The organism is Sorangium sp. So ce176 (assembly GCF_051519835.1).
In the GTDB taxonomy this organism is placed as follows: domain Bacteria; phylum Myxococcota_A; class Polyangia; order Polyangiales; family Polyangiaceae; genus Sorangium; species Sorangium cellulosum_G.
Genome location: NZ_CP150371.1, coordinates 2,579,705 through 2,598,677 on the forward strand (window position 1 = coordinate 2,579,705; position 18,973 = coordinate 2,598,677).

Here is an 18,973-nt window from a genome sequence, read left to right on the forward strand (position 1 = left end):
CCGAGGGCGCTTGATCGGCGCGCCGCTGGCGTTCGCTCGACATGCCGCTGGCGATCCATCTACCTACCCACGTGCCGCTTACGTGCCGCGGGCGCTCGATCTGCGTGCCGTGGGCGCCCGTCGCGAGACGAGATCGTGCTTTCCGCCGCGAGACGAGATCGTGCTTTTGTGGTGTCTACTTGACAGTTGATGTGTCGCGATGCAGGATGCTCTTCGTGACGACGTACAAGCTCGACGAGCTCGCTGTCGAGGCGGGCGTGGCGCCGCGCACGGTGCGGTATTACGTGCAGCGCGGCCTCTTGCCGGCCCCGGAGTTCCGCGGGAAGGACACCGCCTACGGGCGCGAGCACCTCGCCCGGCTCCGCGCGATCAGGGTGCTCCAGCAGGCGCACCTGCCGCTCGAGGAGATCCAGGCGCGCCTCGCGGGCGCGGGCGTGGACGAGATCGAGCGCATCGCCAAGGCGGCGCCGCCCCGCGCGGCGGCGGCGCCCTGTCCCGGCCCGGACGCCGCGCCGCCGGCTCCGGGCGGCGGCGCGGCGCGCGGCGAGCGCTGGGAGCGGGTCGAGATCGCCGACGGGGTGGAGCTCCACGTGCGGAGCGACGCGCCGGAGCGCTCGCGGCGCATCGCCCTCGATATCGAGTCTCGTTACGCAACCCTTGCCCCGAAAGGCTCGCGATGAACCCGTCCACCGATGTGTCGCACCCGGCGCCGATGTCGTGTCTACGCTCCTCCGAGGGTCGCCCTGTCCCGCTGCTCGGCGTCTCGCTGTCGGGCGACGTCATGGGCGGCGCGGCGCGGCTTGTCGTGCGCCAGCGCTACAGGAACGAGGAGCGCCGGCCGATCGAGGCGATCTACACCTTCCCGCTGCCCAGCGAGGCGAGCATCGCCGGGTTCGCCATGGAGTGCGCCGGCCGCAGGCTCGAGGGGGAGGTCAAGGAGCGGGAAGAGGCGTTCCGGGCCTACGACGAGGCGATCTCCACGGGGCACGGCGCCGCGCTGCTCGACGAGGAGCGGCGCAACGTGTTCACGGCGAGCGTCGGCAACCTCCTGCCCGGGGAGGAGACGGTCGTGGAGGTCGCGTTCGTGCAGGCGCTGAAGGCCGACGAGGGGGCGCTGCGGCTCATGGTCCCGACCCTCGTCGCGCCCCGGTACATCCCGGGCGCGCCGCAGGGGGACAGGACGGGGCACGGCGTCCAGGAGCCGACGGACGCGGTGCCCGACGCGGACCGGATCTCCCCGGAGATCGCGCGGGTCGACTACGGCATCACCGTGGACATCGTCTTCGATCTGGGGCGCGAGGTCGCGATCGAGAGCCCGTCGCACGCCATCGAGGTGCGCCGGGAGGAGGGCCACCGACAGCGCGTCTCGCTGCGGAACGACAGGGCGGCGCTGGACCGGGACATCGTGCTGCTCGCCGCGGGCGCGCCGGGCGTGCAGGCAGGGCTTGTCTGCGACAGGCGCCCCGGCGAGGAGGGGACGTTCGCGCTCACCGTCGTGCCGGATCTGTTCGACGCGAAGCGGGCGGCAGCCCGGCGCGACGTCGTGTTCGTCGTCGACGTGTCGGGCTCGATGCAGGGCGAGAGCATCGACCAGGCGAAGCGCGCGCTGCGGCTGTGCCTCCGGCACCTCGCCGAGGGGGACCGGTTCGGGGTGATCGCTTTCTCCAACGATTTCCGCGCGATGGATCCGGCGCTCGCGCCGTTCACGCAGCGGACCCTCGAGCGCGCGGACGCGTTCGTCGCGGGCCTCGCGGCGCACGGGGGGACCGAGATGCTGGGGCCGCTGCTCGCGGCCGCGGGCATGCTCGGCGACGCGGAGCGGGACCGCTTGATCGTCCTGCTGACGGACGGTCAGGTGGGCAACGAGGCGGAGATCGTCGACAGCGTCGCCGAGGCGGGCAAGGGGGTGCGGGTCTACACGTTCGGCATCGGGACGAACGTGAGCGAGCTGCTCGTGAACGACCTCGCGCGGAGGACGCAGGGGGCCGCGGAGCTCATCCACCCCGGCGAGCGCATCGACGAGAAGGTGACGGCGCAGTTCGCGCGGGCGACGGCGGTCCGGGTCGCGGGCGTCACGGCGCGCTTCGAGGGCGTCGACGTGGGCGAGCTCGCGCCGGCAGAGCCGCCGGCGCTCGTGGACGGCGAGCCGTGGGTGCTCCACGGCCGCTACGGCGCGCCGGGGGTGGGGCGCCTCCAGCTCCGCGGGAGCCTGCGCGGGGAGAGCTTCTACCTCGAGGTGCCGGTCGAGCTCGCGGCGGAGGCGTCGCGGCCGGGGCTCGAGGCGCTGTGGGCGGGCGCGCGGGTCCGGGAGCTGGAGGAGTCGGAGCGAGGGCTGTCCGGCAAGCGCGCGGAGGCGATGCACAAGCGCATCGTGGAGCTCGCGGTGCGGCACCGGGTGGCGTCGAAGCACGCGTCGTTCGTGGTGATCGAGCGGCGCACGGGCGACCGGCGGGCGCACGGGCAGCCCGAGGCGAGGCCGGTGCCGGTGAGCGCCCCGGCGGGGTGGGGGATGTCCAGCCGGCCGGTGGCGCCGATGGCGGCGTTCGCCGCGATGGCGGCGCCGATGGCGGGCGGGCCGCCGGTTGCCGCGCGCGCGCGGGCTGCCTCGCCTGTGGTGAGGGCCTCGGCGCCTGCGGCCGCGCGCGGGCCGTCGTCGGCCGCCGGCGGTCTCTGGTCGCGCGCCAAGGAGCTCTTCCAGCCGAGCGCGGGGCCGGGGTCCGCGGAGGGCTCGGCCGGCGCGGCGCGCGCCCCGGCGCCGATGGGCGGCGCGGCGCCCGGAGGACCCGCGGGGCCGCAGCGCTGGCCCGCAGCGGCGCCCGCCGCTGCGCCGGCGCCCGCCGCTGCCCCGGCGCCGAGCGCCGCGCCTGCGGCGACCCAGGGCGCAGGGGTGCAGGTGGGCGGCCTCGGGCGCGTCTTCGAGGAGCAGCTCGCGTCCGGGCTCTGGGAGCGCGGGGAGCCCACCGATCTCGGGCGGCTCACCAGCACGGCGCTGTGCCTCGCGACGTGCCACGAGCAGGGCATCGACTCGGCCCACCCCATCTACGGCGCGCAGGTGGCCAAGGCGGTCGAGGCGCTCTGCGCGCTGGCCGCGTCGCTCCTCCAGGGCGGCGGCGCGGACCGCGAGGTGGCCGCGGCGCTCTCGGCGGCCTACCTGGTGGCGAGCGGGCGGCGGCTGCGGGCGCGGGTCCACGACATCGCGTCCGCCGCGGTGTCCGAGGCGGTGCGCGCGGTCGCGGGGGAGCTCGGGGACGCGGGGGCGCTCAGGAGAAGAGTCGAGGCGCTGCGCGGCGCCTGACGGGCGCGCCGCGGCGGGAAGGCCGCGGCGGCGCGCGGGTCACCCTCAGGGGTACGTGTCGTCCGCGCCCTTCGCGCCGGCCGCCGGGGGTGCCGCGCCAGCCGGGCGTGCCCCGCCGGCCGGGCGTGTCGCGCCGGTCGGGGGTGCCGCGCCGGCCGGGGGTGCCGCGCCGGCCGGACGGGCGTCGCCGGCCGGGCCTTCCACGAACTGCGCCGTCCCCTCGACAACGATCTCGAGGCGCGGATCCGCCGGCTGCGCGGGCGCACCGCCGCCCGCGTCGGCAGGCGGCAGGTCGGCGAAGGCCGCGAGGCTCAGGCGCGCGAGCGGCAGGCCAGCCTCCTTGGGCTGCGCCAGGAAGAGCAGGACGGCGCGCGCCTGGGCGACCGTCACGTCCCAGCCGTTGCGCCACGCCACGCTGGGCGCGCCGCTCGTCGTGTGGCCGACGACCTGATAGCCGAGGCCCTTGAGCGGCTCGTTGGCGCGGATGATCGCGGCGATGTCCCGCAGCGTCTTCTCACCCGCCGGGGAGAGCGCGTCGCGGTTGCCCTTGAACAGGACGCGGGTCGGGATCGAGATGACGACGCGGCCGTCGCGCGGCGCGACCGCGACCTCGCCGGCGGCCACCGGAAGGAACGCCCGCAGGACGCCGCTGTCGCGCTCGGGCGACGGGCGCGCCACGGCCGCGTCGCCGCGCGGAAGCCCCGTGCTGACGTCGAGGCCCTCCGCGCCCAGCGGATCCTCCCGCGGCGGCGCCGCGGCGCCCGCGCGCGCGACCTCCTCCTCGAGCTGACGGACGCGCTGCTGGGTCATCTGGAGGTCGCGCTGGAGGCGCTCGGACCTGTCGAGCTGGGCCTGCCACTCGAACTCGGTGTACCCGCACCCGACGAGGAGCGCGGGCGCGAGCAGCGCGGCCAGGCGGCGTCCGACGCCCGCGGCCCGGGGGAGGGAAGGGAGGGGGACAGGACGGTGGGGGAGCGAAGGAGCGACCTCGGCGCTTCCCTTCTCGCTCGCCGCCACACCCACAGCAGGCAATTGCACTTGGCAGGCTCCTTTTCGCCGGATCATCCGGATCCATCCTCCTCGCGCCGGTGCGCTGAGCGGCGGGAGCCTATCCGAGCGGTCCTGGTCCCACAAGGCGTGCGCTGGGGCCGAGGCAAGGCCCGGGACGCCCGCGAGCGCGGGCGGACGCGCTCGGCACAGCCCCGGTTCCTCTCAGGTTGCCCGCGCACCGCGATCACGGCGCGGGCAAGCTGACCGAACGGGTGCCCGGACCGGGGGACGCGCCCGCCGAGGCCCGCTCAAGGCGTCCCGCCGGCCTGCCACGCAGGTGAGGCCGCCTGCGACGGGGCGTCGTGACCGGCGCCGTCCGGCAGGGAGATCTGACACGCCTTGCGGTGGTGTTCCATCTCGGCGGAGATCAGCCGCACCAGCTCCGTTGAGAGGACGATGGCCTCCCGAGAGCCGTAGCCGTGCTTTCCCAGCTCCCGGACGATCGACTTGGCCATGATCCTCATCGCTGCGTCGACCTCTCCTGGGGGCCTCGACGTCGACGTCGAGAAGAAGACCGCGGTCGTATGGGCGACGGCGCGCGGTTCATGGCCGTTCTCTGGCCGGACGTGCAGTAGACGCGCGGGTTCCGGAGTCGCCTCGGTCGTGGTGAGTCGTCGATCGATGGCGTGGGTTCCCCGATCCTCGGCCGGCTCGGGGGCCGTCGTCCTCGTCATACTGTTCGAGTGCCACGACGCGGTGGATCTATCGCTCACGTGAGTCTCCATCCTTTTTCTACGGTTTGCCTCGCCTCCGTCCCTCGTCTCCGCCCGCAATCGCGGCTGTCGCCCTCGCCATCCATGACGGAGCTCGACTGCCCTGCGTCGCGTGACGAAGAGGACGGCCAGTGCAGGGACGTTCATGCCTGCCGCATAGACCAGGGTGGCAGGACGCCGCATTGGCTCAGGCGCGACGATAGCAGGCTCGGATAAAATGGCATTCATTCATCCATCCGTGTCCGCGCTCGATGCCAAAGGAGCCCCGCCGCCCAGGCCGCACAGGCCCTTCTGGGCCGCTGCCATGTTTCATCGAGTTTTCGCCGACGCAAGGGCTCCGGGGCCGCGATCGCGCCGGCGTCAGGCGTGAGGCGAGCGCGCGTTCAGGTCTCGAGTGGAAGGCAAGAGTCAATTCAAAGGCTGCTCGTCCAAGACTGCCTCCCAGCGGCGCGCCCTCGAACTGGCCGTGTGGGGCGGCTCGCCTGCGCCGTGGGAGACGGGCCCGCCCGAGTCAAACCAGCGTGTCCCGCGCGTTTACGTTGGACGATCCGCGGCCGCCCGCGCCGCAGATCCGGCGCTCGGGCCGAGCCGCGAGGAGCTCCGCCGTCGGGCACGGACAGGCGAGACAGGCTGTCCTCGTTCGAGCTCGAGTTTTGCCGATTTGTGCATCTTCCATTGACGTTGTTTATTTCCTGAGGTAGTCGATGGAATAACGGCGGGCCGACGCTGGAGCGCCGCGAGGGCTCAGGTGAGCTCTCGCGCCTCGTAGAGCGGGCAGCGCGAGATGTTGATGCCCTGCCTGCGCTCTGAGTTGCTCCATGATGCCATCCGCTACAGCTTGGCTGGCGCCATGTTGGGTATCTGAGTTCGTCATTAAATGGAGGGGGAGTATGGCCACCTTGTGCAGGCCGGAAGTCGCGGTTCCGGAGTACATTGTCACGAAGGAAGATACGCTGAAGCTCGCAGAGCGGCTGCACGCGGGAAACCCGCAGCTGAAGCTGGTCTTGCGGCTCATCACGAGCACCGGAGTTCAGAAGCGGCATATCGTACAGCCGCTCGAGCAGACGCTCGAGCATCCTGGCTTCGAGATCAGAAACAAGGTATTCGAGCGCGAGGCCAAGCGCCGGGTGCCTCCGGTGGTGCGGCGGGCGCTGGCCAATGCGGAGCTGACGGCGCAGGACATCGACGCCATCATCTTCGTCTCGTGCACCGGCTTCATGATGCCGTCTATGACGGCCTATCTGGTGAACACCATGGGCTTCCGCCACGACACGCGGCAGATCCCCATGGCGCAGCTCGGCTGCGCTGCCGGCGCCGCGGCCATCAGCCGCGCGCACGACTTCTGCGCGGCTCACCCCGGAGCCAACGTGCTCATCGTCGCCTGCGAGTTCTGCTCTCTGTGCTACCAGCCGACCGACGATGACGTCGGATCGCTCCTGTCCGACGGGCTGTTCGGGGACGCCGTGGGCGCCGCGGTCGTCCGGGGCAGCGGAGGCACCGGCGTCCGGCTAGAGCGGAACGCGGCGTATCTCATCCCGGATACCGAGGAGTGGATCTCATACGCTGTGAGGAGTACAGGATTTCATTTTCAGCTCGACAAACGAGTTCCCGGGACTATGAAGCCCCTTGCCCCCGTGCTGCGGGAGCTCGTCGCTCGTCACGGCTGGAACGTGGGCAGTCTTGACTTCTACATCATCCATGCCGGCGGGCCGCGCATTCTCAACGATCTCTGCAGGTATCTGGAGGTGCCCCCGGAGTCATTCCGGTACAGCAGGGCCACGCTGACGGAGTACGGCAACATCGCGAGCGCGGTGGTGCTCGACTCCCTCGGACGTATGTTCGCGGACAAGCCGATGCTCGAGGGCGCGAAGGGGGTCATCGCAGGTTTCGGGCCCGGGATCACGGCGGAGATGGCCGTCGGTTCCTGGGTGACTGATCGCAGTCAACGCAAGGACGGCGCGCGTCCCACCGCCGTCGCGTGACGCTCGTGAGAACAGGAGGGGATGCTTCAATGAGTGCACCGAAGAATGCTCCGTCGCTGACGTTCAATCTTGGCGGCGGTCTCCCGGTGAACCGGATGGGTTACGGCGCCATGTACCTGACCGGGCCCGGCTACTGGGGACCGCCGGCCGACCCGGAGGCCGCCATCCGGCTGCTGCGCCGCGCGGTCGACCTCGGCGTCAACTTCATCGACACCGCCGACGCCTACGGTCCGGACACCAACGAGCAGATCATCCGCCGCGCCCTCCACCCCTACCCCAAGGGGCTGGTGATCACCACGAAGGGCGGGCTGCTGCGGTCCGGGCCCCAGGACTGGACGCGCCGAGGCCAGGAGTACATCGTGCCCTGCGGGCGCCCGGCGTACCTGCGCCAGCAGGTGGAGATGAGCCTGCGCAACCTCGGGGTCGAGCGCATCGAGCTCTATCAGCTCCACCGCATCGATCCGGCAGTGCCGCTGGCCGAACAGCTCGGCGAGCTCGCCCGGCTCCGGGAGCAGGGCAAGATCCACCATATCGGCCTCTCCGGGCAGCCGGAGGTCACCGTGGAGCAGCTCTCCAAGGCGCGCGAGATCACCGAGATCGCCGCCGTGGAGAACCTCTACAACGTCGCGGACCGCACCGGCGAGCAGGCCCTGCGCTACGCCGAGGAGCACGGCATCGCCTTCATCCCGTGGTTCCCCATGGGACACGGCGACCTCGCCAAGCCCGGCAGCGTCCTCTCCGCGTTCGCCCAGAAGCGCGGCGTCACGCCCGCCCAGCTGGCCCTCGCCTGGCTGCTGCACAAGTCCCCGAATATCCTCGCGATCCCCGGCACCTCGTCCCTCAACCACCTGGAAGAGAACTGCCGCGCCGCCACCATCTCGCTCGACGAGCGCGAGATGGCCGCCCTCGCGGACGTCGCCGCGACCGTGAAGACATGGCGTCCCTCGGTCGACCGCCCCGAGGCCGCGCGCGCGAAGGAGATGCCATGAGCTTCGAGAGACACCCCGCCTGCACGCACGCGAACGCCCAGAAGCTGCGCGCCATCTATGCCGATCTGACGCGCATCGGAGAGTTCGCGGCCGACGACATGGTGCTCTACACCGCCTCGCGGGACCTCCGCGGCGATCGCGGGGCCGGCCGCGTCGTCGGCAAGCAGGCGGCCGTCGCCCACGAGCGCGAGCTCATCCGGTTGACTGGCGGTACCCTGGTGATGGACGTGCACGAGATCGTGGCCAACGACCAGTTCGGCGCCGTCCTCGGCGTGCTGCGGGCACACCTCCGCGGGGCGAGCCTCGCGATGCCGTTCTGCGGCATGTGGCGCTTCCGCGAGGGGCTGATCACCCACCACTGGGAGAACGCCCACGACCCGGCCGCCACGGAGGCCTTCCTCCTCGGCACGACCGGCGGCGCGGCCGCCTGAGCTCCCCCCGCCGCCCGGCCGGGCGACCCTGGTCCTGCGGCGAGGCGCGCCCGGCTCAGCGCGGGCGCAAGGCCGCGCCGACCCCCTGACGACGCGAACGACGCGAACGACGCGGCCACGCTGCCTCGGAGGCCATCGAGGCCATCCGCGAGGCGTACAAAGCTCGATACCAACCAGGAATCGGTGCTCCGGATCGACGAGGCGGTCTGCGGCGCCTCCCGACGGCGGACCGCCGCCTGCGGCGGTCGAGCGACAGGCGTGTCGCCGATGAGCTGGCCGTGACCGCCGGCGGCGAGGACTGACGGCTCTCTGCGTGTGTTCAGAACAGCGCAGGTCCTGGCGCCATGCGTTGCGCCGAATCGCGAAGATTCTTGACTTGAGGGGAATAGGGGTACAAACCCTATGGCGACGAGCCTCGGCCGACGGCTGCGCTGCGCCCGTGCACATCCGCCGGCTTGCGTTACGGACATGGCGCGCGAGCGACATGCGTTCGAAGCGAGCGCTCTTGTAGACCACACGGGGGTAGGGGGATTCCTGTGCTGATGAGGCATTTCTGGCGTCTCGGTTGGGCCGTGACGACGATGGCTGTTCTTGGGTGCGCCGACGCCGAAGCGCCTCCTGCGGAGGAGGAGAGCGTGGCGCAGAGCGAGGAGGCGTTGAGTGACGATATTCATGTTCCTGCCTCGGGGAGGACCGTATTCGCGGACGTCGTGGCGATAGATCAAGTGTTCGTCTATGACCGCCATGGCGCGTTCAACCCCTCGGGTATGCTGTACGCCCTCCGACGGGATGTCGTGGCCGCCGATCCGTCGAAGCCAGTCGGACCGGGCAACGCCGCGCTGCGGCCGGGCAAGCGCCCGAGGCCCCTCGTCCTGCGGGTCAACGCCGGCGACAATCTCTCCATCTCATTCACCAACTGGCTCACACCGGCGATCGGCTCCCTGCCGGCCTCCGCTCCCGCGACCCGGAGCGCCTCGATTCACGTGGTCGGGCTCCAGATCAGGAACATCGACGCGCTCGGAGGCAACGTCGGGCAGAACGCGAGCTCGCTGTGCGAGCCGGGCGAGACGCGCACCTACGAGCTCTTCGCCGGCCGCGAGGGCACGTTCCTCATGCATAGCGCGGGCGCCATGGCCGGCGCGGACGGCGGCGGCGGGCCGGCGCGGCAGATCGCCCATGGGCTGTACGGCGCCGTCCACGTCGAGCCGCCGGGCGCGGTCGCCTACCGCTCGCAGGTGACGGCCGAGGAGCTCGCGTCCGCGTCCATCCGGCCGGCGAACCCGAACGGCACGCCGCGTATCAACTACGAGGCTGTCGACACGTTCGGCGTCCCGATCCTGAAGATCATCAACGACGCCGACGAGATCGTTCACGGGGATCTCAACGCCATCATCGCGGGCTTCGACGAGACCGAGGCGGGGACGCCCATCTCCAAGGACGAGCACGCCTTCCGCGAGTTCACGGTGATGTTCCACGACATCCTGGGCGTCGTTCAGGCGTTCCCGGAGCTCGCGGATCCGCGCTACGGAGGCGCGCGCAGCGGCTTCGGCATCAACTACGGTTCGGCCGGCCTGGGCGCCGCCGTCATCGCGAACCGCAAGCGGATCGGCCCGAGCAGGGACTGCGCGGAGTGCAAGTTCGAGGAGTTCTTCCTGAGCTCGTGGGCGAACGGAGACCCGGCGCTGGTCGTCGAGCGCGACGAGGCCGGCAACGCCGTCCGGGCCCTCTATCCAGACGACCCCTCGAACGTGTCCCACAGCTACCTTGGAGATGCGGTCCGCATCCGGAACCTCCACGCCGGCCCCAGCGAGACGCACGTCTTCCACGCCCACGGCCACCAGTGGCTCCGGTCGCCGAGCAACGACAGGAGCGCATACCTCGACTCGCAGACGATCGGGCCGAAGGCGGCCTTCACCTACCACATCGCATACGGCGGAAGCGGCAACCGCAACCTCACCGCGGGAGACGCCATCTACCACTGCCACCTGTATCCCCACTTCGTGGCGGGCATGTGGGGACTCTGGCGCACCCATGACGTCTTCGAGGCGGGCACGCCGGACCGCGCGCTCCCGGACGGCGAGATCGCGGGCGGGACGTCCCAGCCTGCGGTCGTGCCCCTCCCCGGGGCCGCGCTGGCGCCGATGCCGACCTACGCGCCGACGTCGGTCACCTTGCCCGGCGGCCGGACCGAGGTGGTCCCGGCCACGCCGGGCTATCCGTTCTTCATCGCCGCGAAGCCCGGGCACCGGCCGTCGCAGCCGCCGCTCGACATGGAGCACGACGGCGGGCTGCCGCGCCACATCATCACGAGCGCCCCGCCGGAAGCCGTGGAGCGCGGCGCCGCCGGCCTCTTCGACGTGCAGATCCACGAGGCCGAAGTGAAGCTGCTGCCGCAGAGGGGCACCCCGGCGGAGATCGCGGCCAGCCGCTTCCACGCGGGCGAGCTCCCGGGCGCCGTGCGCGCGACGACGCGGTACGGCTTCCCCGCCAAGGGCTATCCGTCCTTCACCACGAGCGGCAAGCCGGCGCTCTTCCTCGTGAACGGCCAGCCGCCCGCCCCGGGCGCCCCCTTCGCGGACCCGTGCCCGAAGCACGCGCTGGTGCGCACCTACCGCGCGGCCTACGTCGAGATCGACGCCGCGGTGAACCGCGCCGGCTGGCACGACCCGCGGATGCGGACGACGGTCCTCGAGGAGGACGTCGCGGCCACGCTCGACGGCACGCGGGCGCCGGAGCCGATGTTCGTCCGCGCGAGGTCCGGCGAGTGCGTCGCCTTCCACGCGACGAACCTCATCCCGGAGGTGCTCCCGGCGGACGCCTTCCAGACGCGCACGCCGACGGACGTCATCGGCCAGCACATCCACCTCGTGAAGTTCGACATCACCTCGTCGGACGGCGGGGCGAACGGGTTCAACTACGAGGACGGGGCGCTCTCGCCGCACGAGGTGCTGGCGCGCATCGAGGCGGCCAACCGGCTCGGCGGCGCCCGCGCCGCCGACGGCACGCTCGACGAGGCGGGCGCCCGCGTGCGGCTCGAGGCGAGGAGGCACCCGCGCCTGCGCGACGCGCCGCTCGGGGCGCAGACCACGATCCAGCGCTGGTGGGCCGATCCGCTCGTGGACCGAGCCGGCCGGGACCGCGCGCTCAGCACGGCCTTCACCCACGATCACTTCTCGGCCTCGTCGCACCAGCAACACGGTCTCTACGGGGGCCTCGTCATCGAGCCGGCCGGATCGATCTGGCGCGACCCGGAGACGGGAGAGCTCTTCGGCGGGCGCGACGACGGCGGGCCGACGAGCTACCGCGCCGACATCCTGTTCCCGGCCGGCGACCGCAGGACGCCGTTCCGCGAGTTCAACCTGAGCATCGCCGATTACGCCACCATCTACGACGAGTGTGGCAAACCGGTGAACCCGCCGAACCAGGCGACGGCGGCGCTGCCTCTGGCGATCACCCACGCGGGCGTCGCCGTCGACGCGGTCTCCTGGCGCGACTCCGGGGTGGGGCTCATCAACTACCGAGTCGAACCGATGCCGCTGCGGCTCGCCGAGCGCAACTGCGCGACAGGCGAGGTCGTCCCGAAGAGCGGCCCCGCCGGCGACATGCACAACGTCTTCAGCTCGAGCGTGCACGGCGACCCCGCGACGCCGGTGCTCCGCGTTTACGAGGGGGATCGCGCGGTGATCCGCCTGAGCCAGGGCGCGCAGGCGGAGCAGCACGTGTTCTCCGTGCACGGGAAGAAGTGGCTGCAGGAGGCCTTCGACCCGGACAGCGGCTACTCGAGCGGGCAGGTCCTCGGCGTCTCGGAGCAGATGGACCTCGCGCTCGAGCCGGCGCCCATCTTCAAGAAGAACGAGTCCGGCGGCGCCGACTACCTGTACAACAGCGCGGCGACCGACGCCCTCTTCGCGGGCGCGTGGGGCATCCTGCGCGTCCACGGCGAGCGGACCGATCTCCTGCCGATCCCCGGCGCGTCGCTGCCGGCGATCGCGAGGGACCTCGAGGTGTGCCCGAAGGGCGCGCCGAAGCGGAAGTATGTCGTCCACGCGATCTCGGCGAGGGACCTGCTCGACGGTCGCCTCACCTACAACGCGGCGCACGGGCTCTACGACCCGGACGCCATCGTGTTCGTCGACGAGCGCGATCTGAGCGCGGTCCGGTCGGGCAAGGCCGCGGTCGAGCCGCTCATCCTGCGCGCGGCGGCCGGGGAGTGCGTCGAGGTCACGCTCGTCAACGATCTGCCCGAGGATCCGCCGAAGACGCCTCACTGGAACTACAACTCTCCCATCGTCGACGGGTTCAACGTCAACCAGGTGAGGACCTCGAACCGCGTCTCCGTGTACCCGCAGCTCGTGGCCTATGACGTCGTGGCGACCGACGGCGCGCACGTGGGCCAGAACCCCGACCGGACGGTCGCGCCAGGGGAGGAGCGGCAGTACACGTGGTATGCCGGCGACGTCTCGTTGACGGCCGCGGGCGAGGTCCGCTGGCGACCCATCGAGCTCGGCGCCGTGAACCTGAAGGACATGGCGGACGTGGTGAACCACCCGATGCACGGCGCGGTCGGCGCGCTCATCGTCGAGCCGGAGGGCGCCGAGTGGATCACGAGCCGGGGCACGCGCGCGCTCGCCCAGGTGAAGTACCGGGACGCGACCGGCGCCGAGAAGTGGTTCCGCGAGATCGTGCTCCTGCTCCACGACGAGGTGGCCCTGCACGCGGACGAGCCGGCATTCCAGTGCGCCGCGGCCCTGGGCTGCGGCACGGCCCTCGCGAACGTCGTGAGCGGCGTCGATCCGGACACCACCGGTCACAAGGCGTTCAACTACCGCACCGAGCCGCTCTGGGCGCGGCTCGGGGTGAAGCCGGAGACGCGGCTCGGTACCCTCTCGGACCTCGATCTCAGCGACATCTTCAGCTCGGCGGCCCATGGCGACCCGGAGACGCCGATCTTCAAGATGGGAGTCCATGAACACCTGCGCGTCCGCGTGCTGCAGCCCTCGGGGCACCGGCGCCAGCACTCCTTCGGCCTCTGGGGCATGGAGTGGGCGCAGAACGCGTGGGCAGAGGGCTCGGAGTCCCGGTACATGGGCCGGAACAGAAAGGCCTACGCCATCAGCGCGCAGAGCGGTATCGGCCCCATGACCGCGTGGAACATCAACCCCTACTTCAGGGCGGGCGGCAAGTACGCCGTCCCCGGGGATCGCCTCTACCTCGATCAGGCGAACGCCACGCTCGCCGACGGGCTCTGGGGGATCGTGCGGCTCACGCGGTGAGAGGAAGGGGGGAGCCTCCGATGAGACGGACCTGGACGGGCACACACGGACTCTGGCTCTCGCTGGCGTGGCTCGGCGCCTCTCCGGCGCTCGGCTGCGGCCGGGTCGAGGCGCTCCTCGCCTCGCGGAGCGAGGGCGCCGGGCCGCCGGCGCAGGCAGCGGCGCCGCCCGCGCCGGCGGAGCCCGCTCCAGGGCCGGCGCTGGCGGCGGCTCCCCTCCCGTCGAGCCGGATCGAGCGCGATGGGCTCTCCATCGCGTTCGCCCTGCGCTCGCTGGGGCGGGGCGAGGGCGCCGGCGGCGGCCCGGCGCCCGCGCCGGAGGCGGCCGGCGCCACGGCCGGCTCCGAGGTCCTGGCGGAGTTCACCATCACCGACGCCGCCACGGGCGCGCCGGTGACCGGGCTCTCGCCGCTCGGGTGGATGTCGCGCCGCGCCGGGACGGCCGGGGGCGCGGCTCCGGCCGGCGTCGACGGCGGCGCGGTGGACGCGGCGCCGGACGATGAGGACTGCCAGGGGAAGATCAAGAGCTTCATGGCAGGGCTCCTGGCGGTGCGCCCGGAGGTGGACATGAACGCCTACCTCCTCTGGACGCTCAACGAGGACAGCACCGTCTCGGCCATCAACCCGCAGATCGCCCTCGGCAGGACGAAGCTCCGGAGCGCCGTCAGCCTCGCGGGGCCCGGCGCCTCGTTCGCCCTGCACCCCGACCGGGAGAGCCTCTACGTCACCCTCCGGGGCGGGCGCGGCCTCGCCGTCATCGACACGCGGCAGGGGCTCGTTCGCTCGAACGTTCCGGTCGGCGACGACCCGTCATGCGTAGCGGTCGCACCGGACGGGCGTACCGTCTGGGTGGGCAACGACGGGGACGGGACCGTGAGCGTGATCGACGCGCGCTCGACGGACGTGCTGAAGACGCTCGCGGTGGGCCCGGGCCACCACGAGATCGCCTTCTCGGGCGGCGGCCGCGCCGCCTGGATCACGAGCCAGCGAGGGGAGTCGGTGGTCGTGGTGGACGGCGCCACGCTCGAGCCGCTCGGCGAGATCGCGGTGGGCGAGGGGGTCGTCGCCATCGCGGCGAGCGACGCCTCGGGTGTGGTCTATGCCGCGAACGCCGCGCGCGGCGAGGTGGTCGTCCTCGACGCCGCGCGGCGCGACGTCGCCGGGCGCATCGCCCTGAAGCCGGGGCTCGGCGCGCTCCAGTTCGAGCCGCGCGGGCGGTTCGCGTTCGCGCTGAACCCGGCCGCGAACGAGGTCGCTGTCCTCGACGGCGCGACGGGCGCGGTGGCGCACACGCTCACCGGGTTCGCGGCGCCGGACGCGGTGACGTTCACCGACGCCTTCGCCTACGTCCGCAACCGGGGGGCGGCGAAGATCTCGCTCATTGATCGGGCGGCCATCGGCGGCCCGAAGGCCCCGCCGCTCATCGACGTCGCGGTCGGCCAGGACGCGCCGTCCGCCGCGGGGGGGCGTCCCGGGCCGACCGCGCTCGCCATGCCCATCGCCCCGATGCCCGAGGGCAACGGCGCCGTGGTCGCGAGCCCGGCCGACAGGATGCTCTACGTGTACGTGGAGGGTATGATGGCCCCGATCGGCACCTTGCCGAGCTATGGCCGCGAGCCGCGATCGATCCTCGTCGAGGACCGATCGCTCAAGGAGGTGCGGCCCGGCGTGTACGCGACCCCGGTGCGCCTCGGCGCGGAGGGGCTCTACGACGTCGAGCTCCTCCTCGACCGCCCGCGGGCGGCGGTGTGCCTCGAGGCCGCCGTGGCGCCCGCGCGCTGCGCCCCGGGCGAGGGCTCTGGCTGCGGGGGCGACCCCGCGCCGGGCATCGAGCTCGCGCCGCTGTTCCAGCCGGATCTGCGGCTCGAGGCGGGCGAGCCCGCGACGCTCCGCTTCCGCGCGACCGCTGCGGGGGCGGCCCCTGCACTTGATGCCAAGGAGGTGGAGGTCATGATCATCCGGTTTCCGGCTGGGTATCGCTGGAGCGGCGCGCCGAAGGCGGAGGGCGACGGCATCTTTTCCGTCGCGTTCACGCCGCCCGTGGGGGGCCAGTACCGCTTCCTCGCCGCCGCGCCGGGGCGCGGCGCGCCCTTCGGCGCGCTCCCGTTCGTCCCGCTGCGGGTGTCGTCCCGGCGCGACGCGGGCGCGGCCGCGGGAGGTGCGCGGTGAGGCCCGGCGCGGCCCTCGCCGCGGCGGCCTTCTCGCTCGCGGTCGCCTCGTTCGCGCGCTTCACGCCCGCGGACGGCAAGGCGCCGCCGCGGGTCGAGCGGATGAAGGTCGGGGGCGCCTCTCGGGAGGACGACGCCGCGGCGGCGAAGTACTTCACCAACACCGAGCTCATCGATCAGCACGGCCGCGCGCACCGCTTCTACGACGGGCTCCTGCGGGGCCGGAAGGTGCTCATCAACTTCGCCTTCACCTCGTGCAAGGGCGCCTGCCCCACGATGACGGCGAACCTCGCGCGCGTGCAGGCGCTGCTCCGGGCGCGCGGCGAGCGCGTGACGATGCTGACGATCACGGTCGACCCCGAGAACGACACGCCGGACGCGCTGAAGCAGTACGCCGCGAAGTTCAAGGCGGGCGAGGGCTGGTACTTCCTGACCGGCGCGCCCGCGAACGTCGCCGAGGTGCTGCGGCGCCTGGGCGGCCAGGTGCGGCGGCCGGAGGACCACATGATGACGCTGCTCGTCGGCGACACGTCGACCGGCGTGTGGCTGAAGACGCTCGCCACCGAGCCGCCCGAGACCCTCGCGCACGTCGCGCAGCACCTCAACGACCCGCAGTGAGGCCGACATGAGCGCTCTCTCCCTGCCTGTGTGGAAAGCCCTGCTCCTCGCCGGAGCGCTCGCCGCCACCTCGTGCGACCGCGGGGGCGAGCGCCCCGGCGACGCCTCTCCTGGGCCAGGTGTGCCCCCCGGCCTCGACGGCGCGGCGGCGGTGCGCGTCGCGCCGTCGCCCGGCGTCGCGGTGCTGGACGAGGAGCTCGTGGATCAGGCGGGCCAGCCGGTCCGTCTCCGCGAGCTCGCGAAGGATCGCGTGCTCGTCGTCAACTTCATCTTCACGACGTGCACGACGATCTGCTCGCCCATGACGGCCATCTTCGGCCGGCTCCAGGCCGAGCTGGGCGACGCGCTGGAGCGGGACGTCCGGCTGGTCTCCATCTCGCTGGACCCTGCGATGGACACGCCGGAGCGGCTGAACCATTACGCGGAGAAGTTCGGCCGGCGGCCGGGCTGGTCGTTCCTGACGGGCGGCCGCGAGCGCGTGAACCGGGTGCTCGAGGCGCTCGGTGGACGCGCGCCGATCAAGGAGCGGCACACGCCGATCACGCTCATCGGGCGCGAGGCCGAGGGCCGCTGGGTGCGCGTCGAGGGCATCGCCTCGCCGGGGCGCCTCGCCGAGGAGGTCCGGGCGTTCCTCGCGCGGGGGCCTGCGGCGCGGAGGGCGGGCGGTGGCTAGCCCGCGGCGGCGCCTGGGCCCGCTGCTGGCTGCAGCGCCCGCGATCGGCCTCTGCGTGGTCGCGCTGCGGGCGCTGGGCGGGGGCGATGGCGCGCCCGCGGCGCGCGCTGGGGCGGGCGAGGCGGAATGCGCCGAGCTCACGCCGTCTGCCCAGCGCGGCAAGCGCATCTACCAGCGCGGCTCAACGTCGGACGGCCGGGCCGTCGAGGGGGCGATCGTCGGCGGCGCTGCGGCGCTCTCCGGCCGCGAGGCCGCCTGCGCCGGCTGCCACGGCGCGAGCGGGCAGGGGACATCCGAGGGGGGCGTCACGGCGCCGCCGCTCGCGGCCGATCGGCGCCTCGCGTCCAGCGGCGCGCAGGGGCGTGGCGCGACGACCTCCGCGGCGCTCGTCGCGGCGATCCGGGACGGGCAGGGGCCCGACGGGCGATGGCTGAGCCCGGTGATGCCGCGCTTCCACCTGGCCGATGCGGATCTGGTGGATCTCGTCGCGTACCTCGGCTGCGTCGGGCGCGATCTGGATCCGGGCGTCGCAGCGGGCTCGGTGGTGCTGGGCGCCGCGCTTCCGCTGACCGGGCCGGCCGCCGCTGTGGGCGTGGCCGTGCGCGACGTGCTGTCGGCGGCGTTCGCCGAGGTCAACGCCCAGGGAGGCATCTACCAGCGGAGACTCGAGCTGCGCGCGGAGGACAGCGGCGGGTCGGCGGGCGAGGCCGGGGCGACGGCGCGCCTCCTGGACGGGGGCGTGCTGGCGCTCGTGGGGAGCGTCTTTGGCGGTGATCCAGCGCTGCGAGCGCGCCTCGAGGAGGAGCGGGTGCCGCTCGTGGGGCCCGTGGCGGGCTCCGCCGGGTTGCCCGGCGGCGCGGGCGCGGGCGCACCCGGGTTGGCGGGCGGAGCTCCTGATCTTGCGCAGCGAGCCGTCGGAGCCGGCGCGGACGGCGGGGACGGCATGGTGTTCGAGGTGTGGCCGGGGCCGGACGTGCTGGCCCGGGTGGCGGTCAAGCACTTCGCCGGCGCTCCTGCGAACGCGGCTGCGGCGCCTCTGGTCGTGCACACGCGGGACCGCGCCGGCCAGGCCTGGCTGTCGGGCGCGCGCGCGGAGGCCTCTCGCCGCGACCTCCCTGCGCCGGCGGCGCTGTCCTTCGAGCCGGGTCGCCTCTCGTCGCGCGACCTCGTCGGCGCGGCGCAGGCGCACGGGGCGCGGGCGGTCCTCTTCTGGGGCCCTGCCGCGGACCTCGCGAGCGCCCGGGCGGCGCTGGACGACGCCGGCTCGGCCGCGCCGGTCTACGCCTCGCTGGCCTCGGTCGCCGAGGTCGCCGAGCACGCCGGGGGGCTCTCCCGCCGCCTCCCCGGCCGCGTGCTGTTCCTGTACGCCGGCCCCATGGGCGAGCGGGAGCGGGCGTCGGTCGACGCGCTGCGGGCGTTCCTGCGCCGTGCCGGCGTGGCGCCGGGACCGCTCGCGGTGCAGGCGAGCGCCTACGTCGCGGCGCAGGTCCTGATCGAGGCGCTGAAGCGCGCCGGCGCGCACGTCACGCGGGAGGGGCTGATCGCGGCGCTCGAGCAGCTACGAGGCTTCGACGCGGGCCCGGCCCCGCCCGTGACCTTCGCCCGGAACCGCCGGACCGGCGTCCTGGGGGCGAGCCTCGTGCGGATCGACCCGGCCTCGGACGCCCTCGTGCGCGCGTCGGCGTGGATCGAGGTGGTCCCTTAGACAGGCTCCGCCCGCGGAGCCGCTGGCCTCTTCGCCTCGCTCGGACCGGCGCGCGCGCTTCGATGGATGCGTAAGGA

Annotated in this window: 12 protein-coding genes; 10 read left to right on the forward strand and 2 right to left on the reverse strand. The window is 73.1% G+C overall.

Annotation, left to right across the window (positions count from 1 at the left end; translation table 11 throughout):
• The first annotated feature begins 206 nt into the window (after positions 1-206).
• Positions 207-680 (forward strand): helix-turn-helix domain-containing protein, encoded by a 474-nt coding sequence (locus WMF42_RS09990; protein WP_437691721.1) that lies wholly within the window; start codon positions 207-209, stop codon positions 678-680.
• Positions 677-3,295 carry a VIT domain-containing protein gene (locus tag WMF42_RS09995; RefSeq protein ID WP_437691723.1) on the forward strand — a complete coding sequence of 873 codons (2,619 nt, stop codon included), beginning with the start codon at positions 677-679 and terminating at the stop codon, positions 3,293-3,295. Before WMF42_RS09990 ends, WMF42_RS09995 begins: the two co-directional genes overlap by 4 nt.
• 45 nt (positions 3,296-3,340) lie before the next feature.
• Here WMF42_RS09995 and WMF42_RS10000 read toward each other — a convergent pair whose 3' ends face one another.
• The gene (locus WMF42_RS10000; RefSeq protein ID WP_437691725.1) at positions 3,341-4,333 is read right to left on the reverse strand and encodes an OmpA/MotB family protein; all 993 of its coding nucleotides are present in this window, start codon (positions 4,331-4,333) and stop codon (positions 3,341-3,343) included.
• A 260-nt stretch (positions 4,334-4,593) separates the two neighbouring features.
• Positions 4,594-4,800 (reverse strand): hypothetical protein, encoded by a 207-nt coding sequence (locus tag WMF42_RS10005; protein ID WP_437691727.1) that lies wholly within the window; start codon positions 4,798-4,800, stop codon positions 4,594-4,596.
• A gap of 1,148 nt (positions 4,801-5,948) precedes the next feature.
• Here WMF42_RS10005 and WMF42_RS10010 point away from each other — a divergent pair.
• From WMF42_RS10010 to WMF42_RS10045, 8 genes are all read left to right on the forward strand, one after another.
• Complete coding sequence (locus WMF42_RS10010) at positions 5,949-7,040, forward strand: type III polyketide synthase (protein ID WP_437691729.1); 1,092 nt, start codon at positions 5,949-5,951, stop codon at positions 7,038-7,040.
• 29 nt (positions 7,041-7,069) lie between these two features.
• Positions 7,070-8,029 carry an aldo/keto reductase gene (locus WMF42_RS10015; RefSeq protein WP_437691730.1) on the forward strand — a complete coding sequence of 320 codons (960 nt, stop codon included), beginning with the start codon at positions 7,070-7,072 and terminating at the stop codon, positions 8,027-8,029.
• Positions 8,026-8,460, forward strand: coding sequence for a nuclear transport factor 2 family protein (locus WMF42_RS10020; RefSeq protein ID WP_437691731.1), 435 nt, complete (start codon positions 8,026-8,028; stop codon positions 8,458-8,460). The genes WMF42_RS10015 and WMF42_RS10020 overlap by 4 nt, the downstream gene beginning before the upstream one ends.
• 710 nt (positions 8,461-9,170) lie before the next feature.
• Entirely contained in the window at positions 9,171-13,733 is a 4,563-nt protein-coding gene (locus WMF42_RS10025; RefSeq protein WP_437691732.1) for a copper oxidase, read from the forward strand.
• A gap of 20 nt (positions 13,734-13,753) precedes the next feature.
• Entirely contained in the window at positions 13,754-15,901 is a 2,148-nt protein-coding gene (locus tag WMF42_RS10030) for a YncE family protein (RefSeq protein WP_437691733.1), read from the forward strand.
• Complete coding sequence (locus WMF42_RS10035; protein WP_437691734.1) at positions 15,898-16,518, forward strand: SCO family protein; 621 nt, start codon at positions 15,898-15,900, stop codon at positions 16,516-16,518. The genes WMF42_RS10030 and WMF42_RS10035 overlap by 4 nt, the downstream gene beginning before the upstream one ends.
• A 7-nt stretch (positions 16,519-16,525) precedes the next feature.
• Positions 16,526-17,191 carry an SCO family protein gene (locus tag WMF42_RS10040; protein ID WP_437691735.1) on the forward strand — a complete coding sequence of 222 codons (666 nt, stop codon included), beginning with the start codon at positions 16,526-16,528 and terminating at the stop codon, positions 17,189-17,191.
• Positions 17,184-18,896 carry a cytochrome c/ABC transporter substrate-binding protein gene (locus tag WMF42_RS10045; RefSeq protein ID WP_437691736.1) on the forward strand — a complete coding sequence of 571 codons (1,713 nt, stop codon included), beginning with the start codon at positions 17,184-17,186 and terminating at the stop codon, positions 18,894-18,896. Before WMF42_RS10040 ends, WMF42_RS10045 begins: the two co-directional genes overlap by 8 nt.
• Positions 18,897-18,973: the final 77 nt, after the last annotated feature.

Bases quoted from the DNA above. Each gene is read 5' to 3' on its own strand.
- WMF42_RS09990 (WP_437691721.1), top strand. From the start codon at position 207: ATGCTCTTCGTGACGACGTACAAGCTCGACGAGCTCGCTGTCGAGGCG.
- WMF42_RS09995 (WP_437691723.1), top strand. From the start codon at position 677: ATGAACCCGTCCACCGATGTGTCGCACCCGGCGCCGATGTCGTGTCTA.
- WMF42_RS10005 (WP_437691727.1), bottom strand. From the start codon at position 4,800: ATGGCCAAGTCGATCGTCCGGGAGCTGGGAAAGCACGGCTACGGCTCT.
- WMF42_RS10010 (WP_437691729.1), top strand. From the start codon at position 5,949: ATGGCCACCTTGTGCAGGCCGGAAGTCGCGGTTCCGGAGTACATTGTC.
- WMF42_RS10015 (WP_437691730.1), top strand. From the start codon at position 7,070: ATGAGTGCACCGAAGAATGCTCCGTCGCTGACGTTCAATCTTGGCGGC.
- WMF42_RS10020 (WP_437691731.1), top strand. From the start codon at position 8,026: ATGAGCTTCGAGAGACACCCCGCCTGCACGCACGCGAACGCCCAGAAG.
- WMF42_RS10030 (WP_437691733.1), top strand. From the start codon at position 13,754: ATGAGACGGACCTGGACGGGCACACACGGACTCTGGCTCTCGCTGGCG.
- WMF42_RS10040 (WP_437691735.1), top strand. From the start codon at position 16,526: ATGAGCGCTCTCTCCCTGCCTGTGTGGAAAGCCCTGCTCCTCGCCGGA.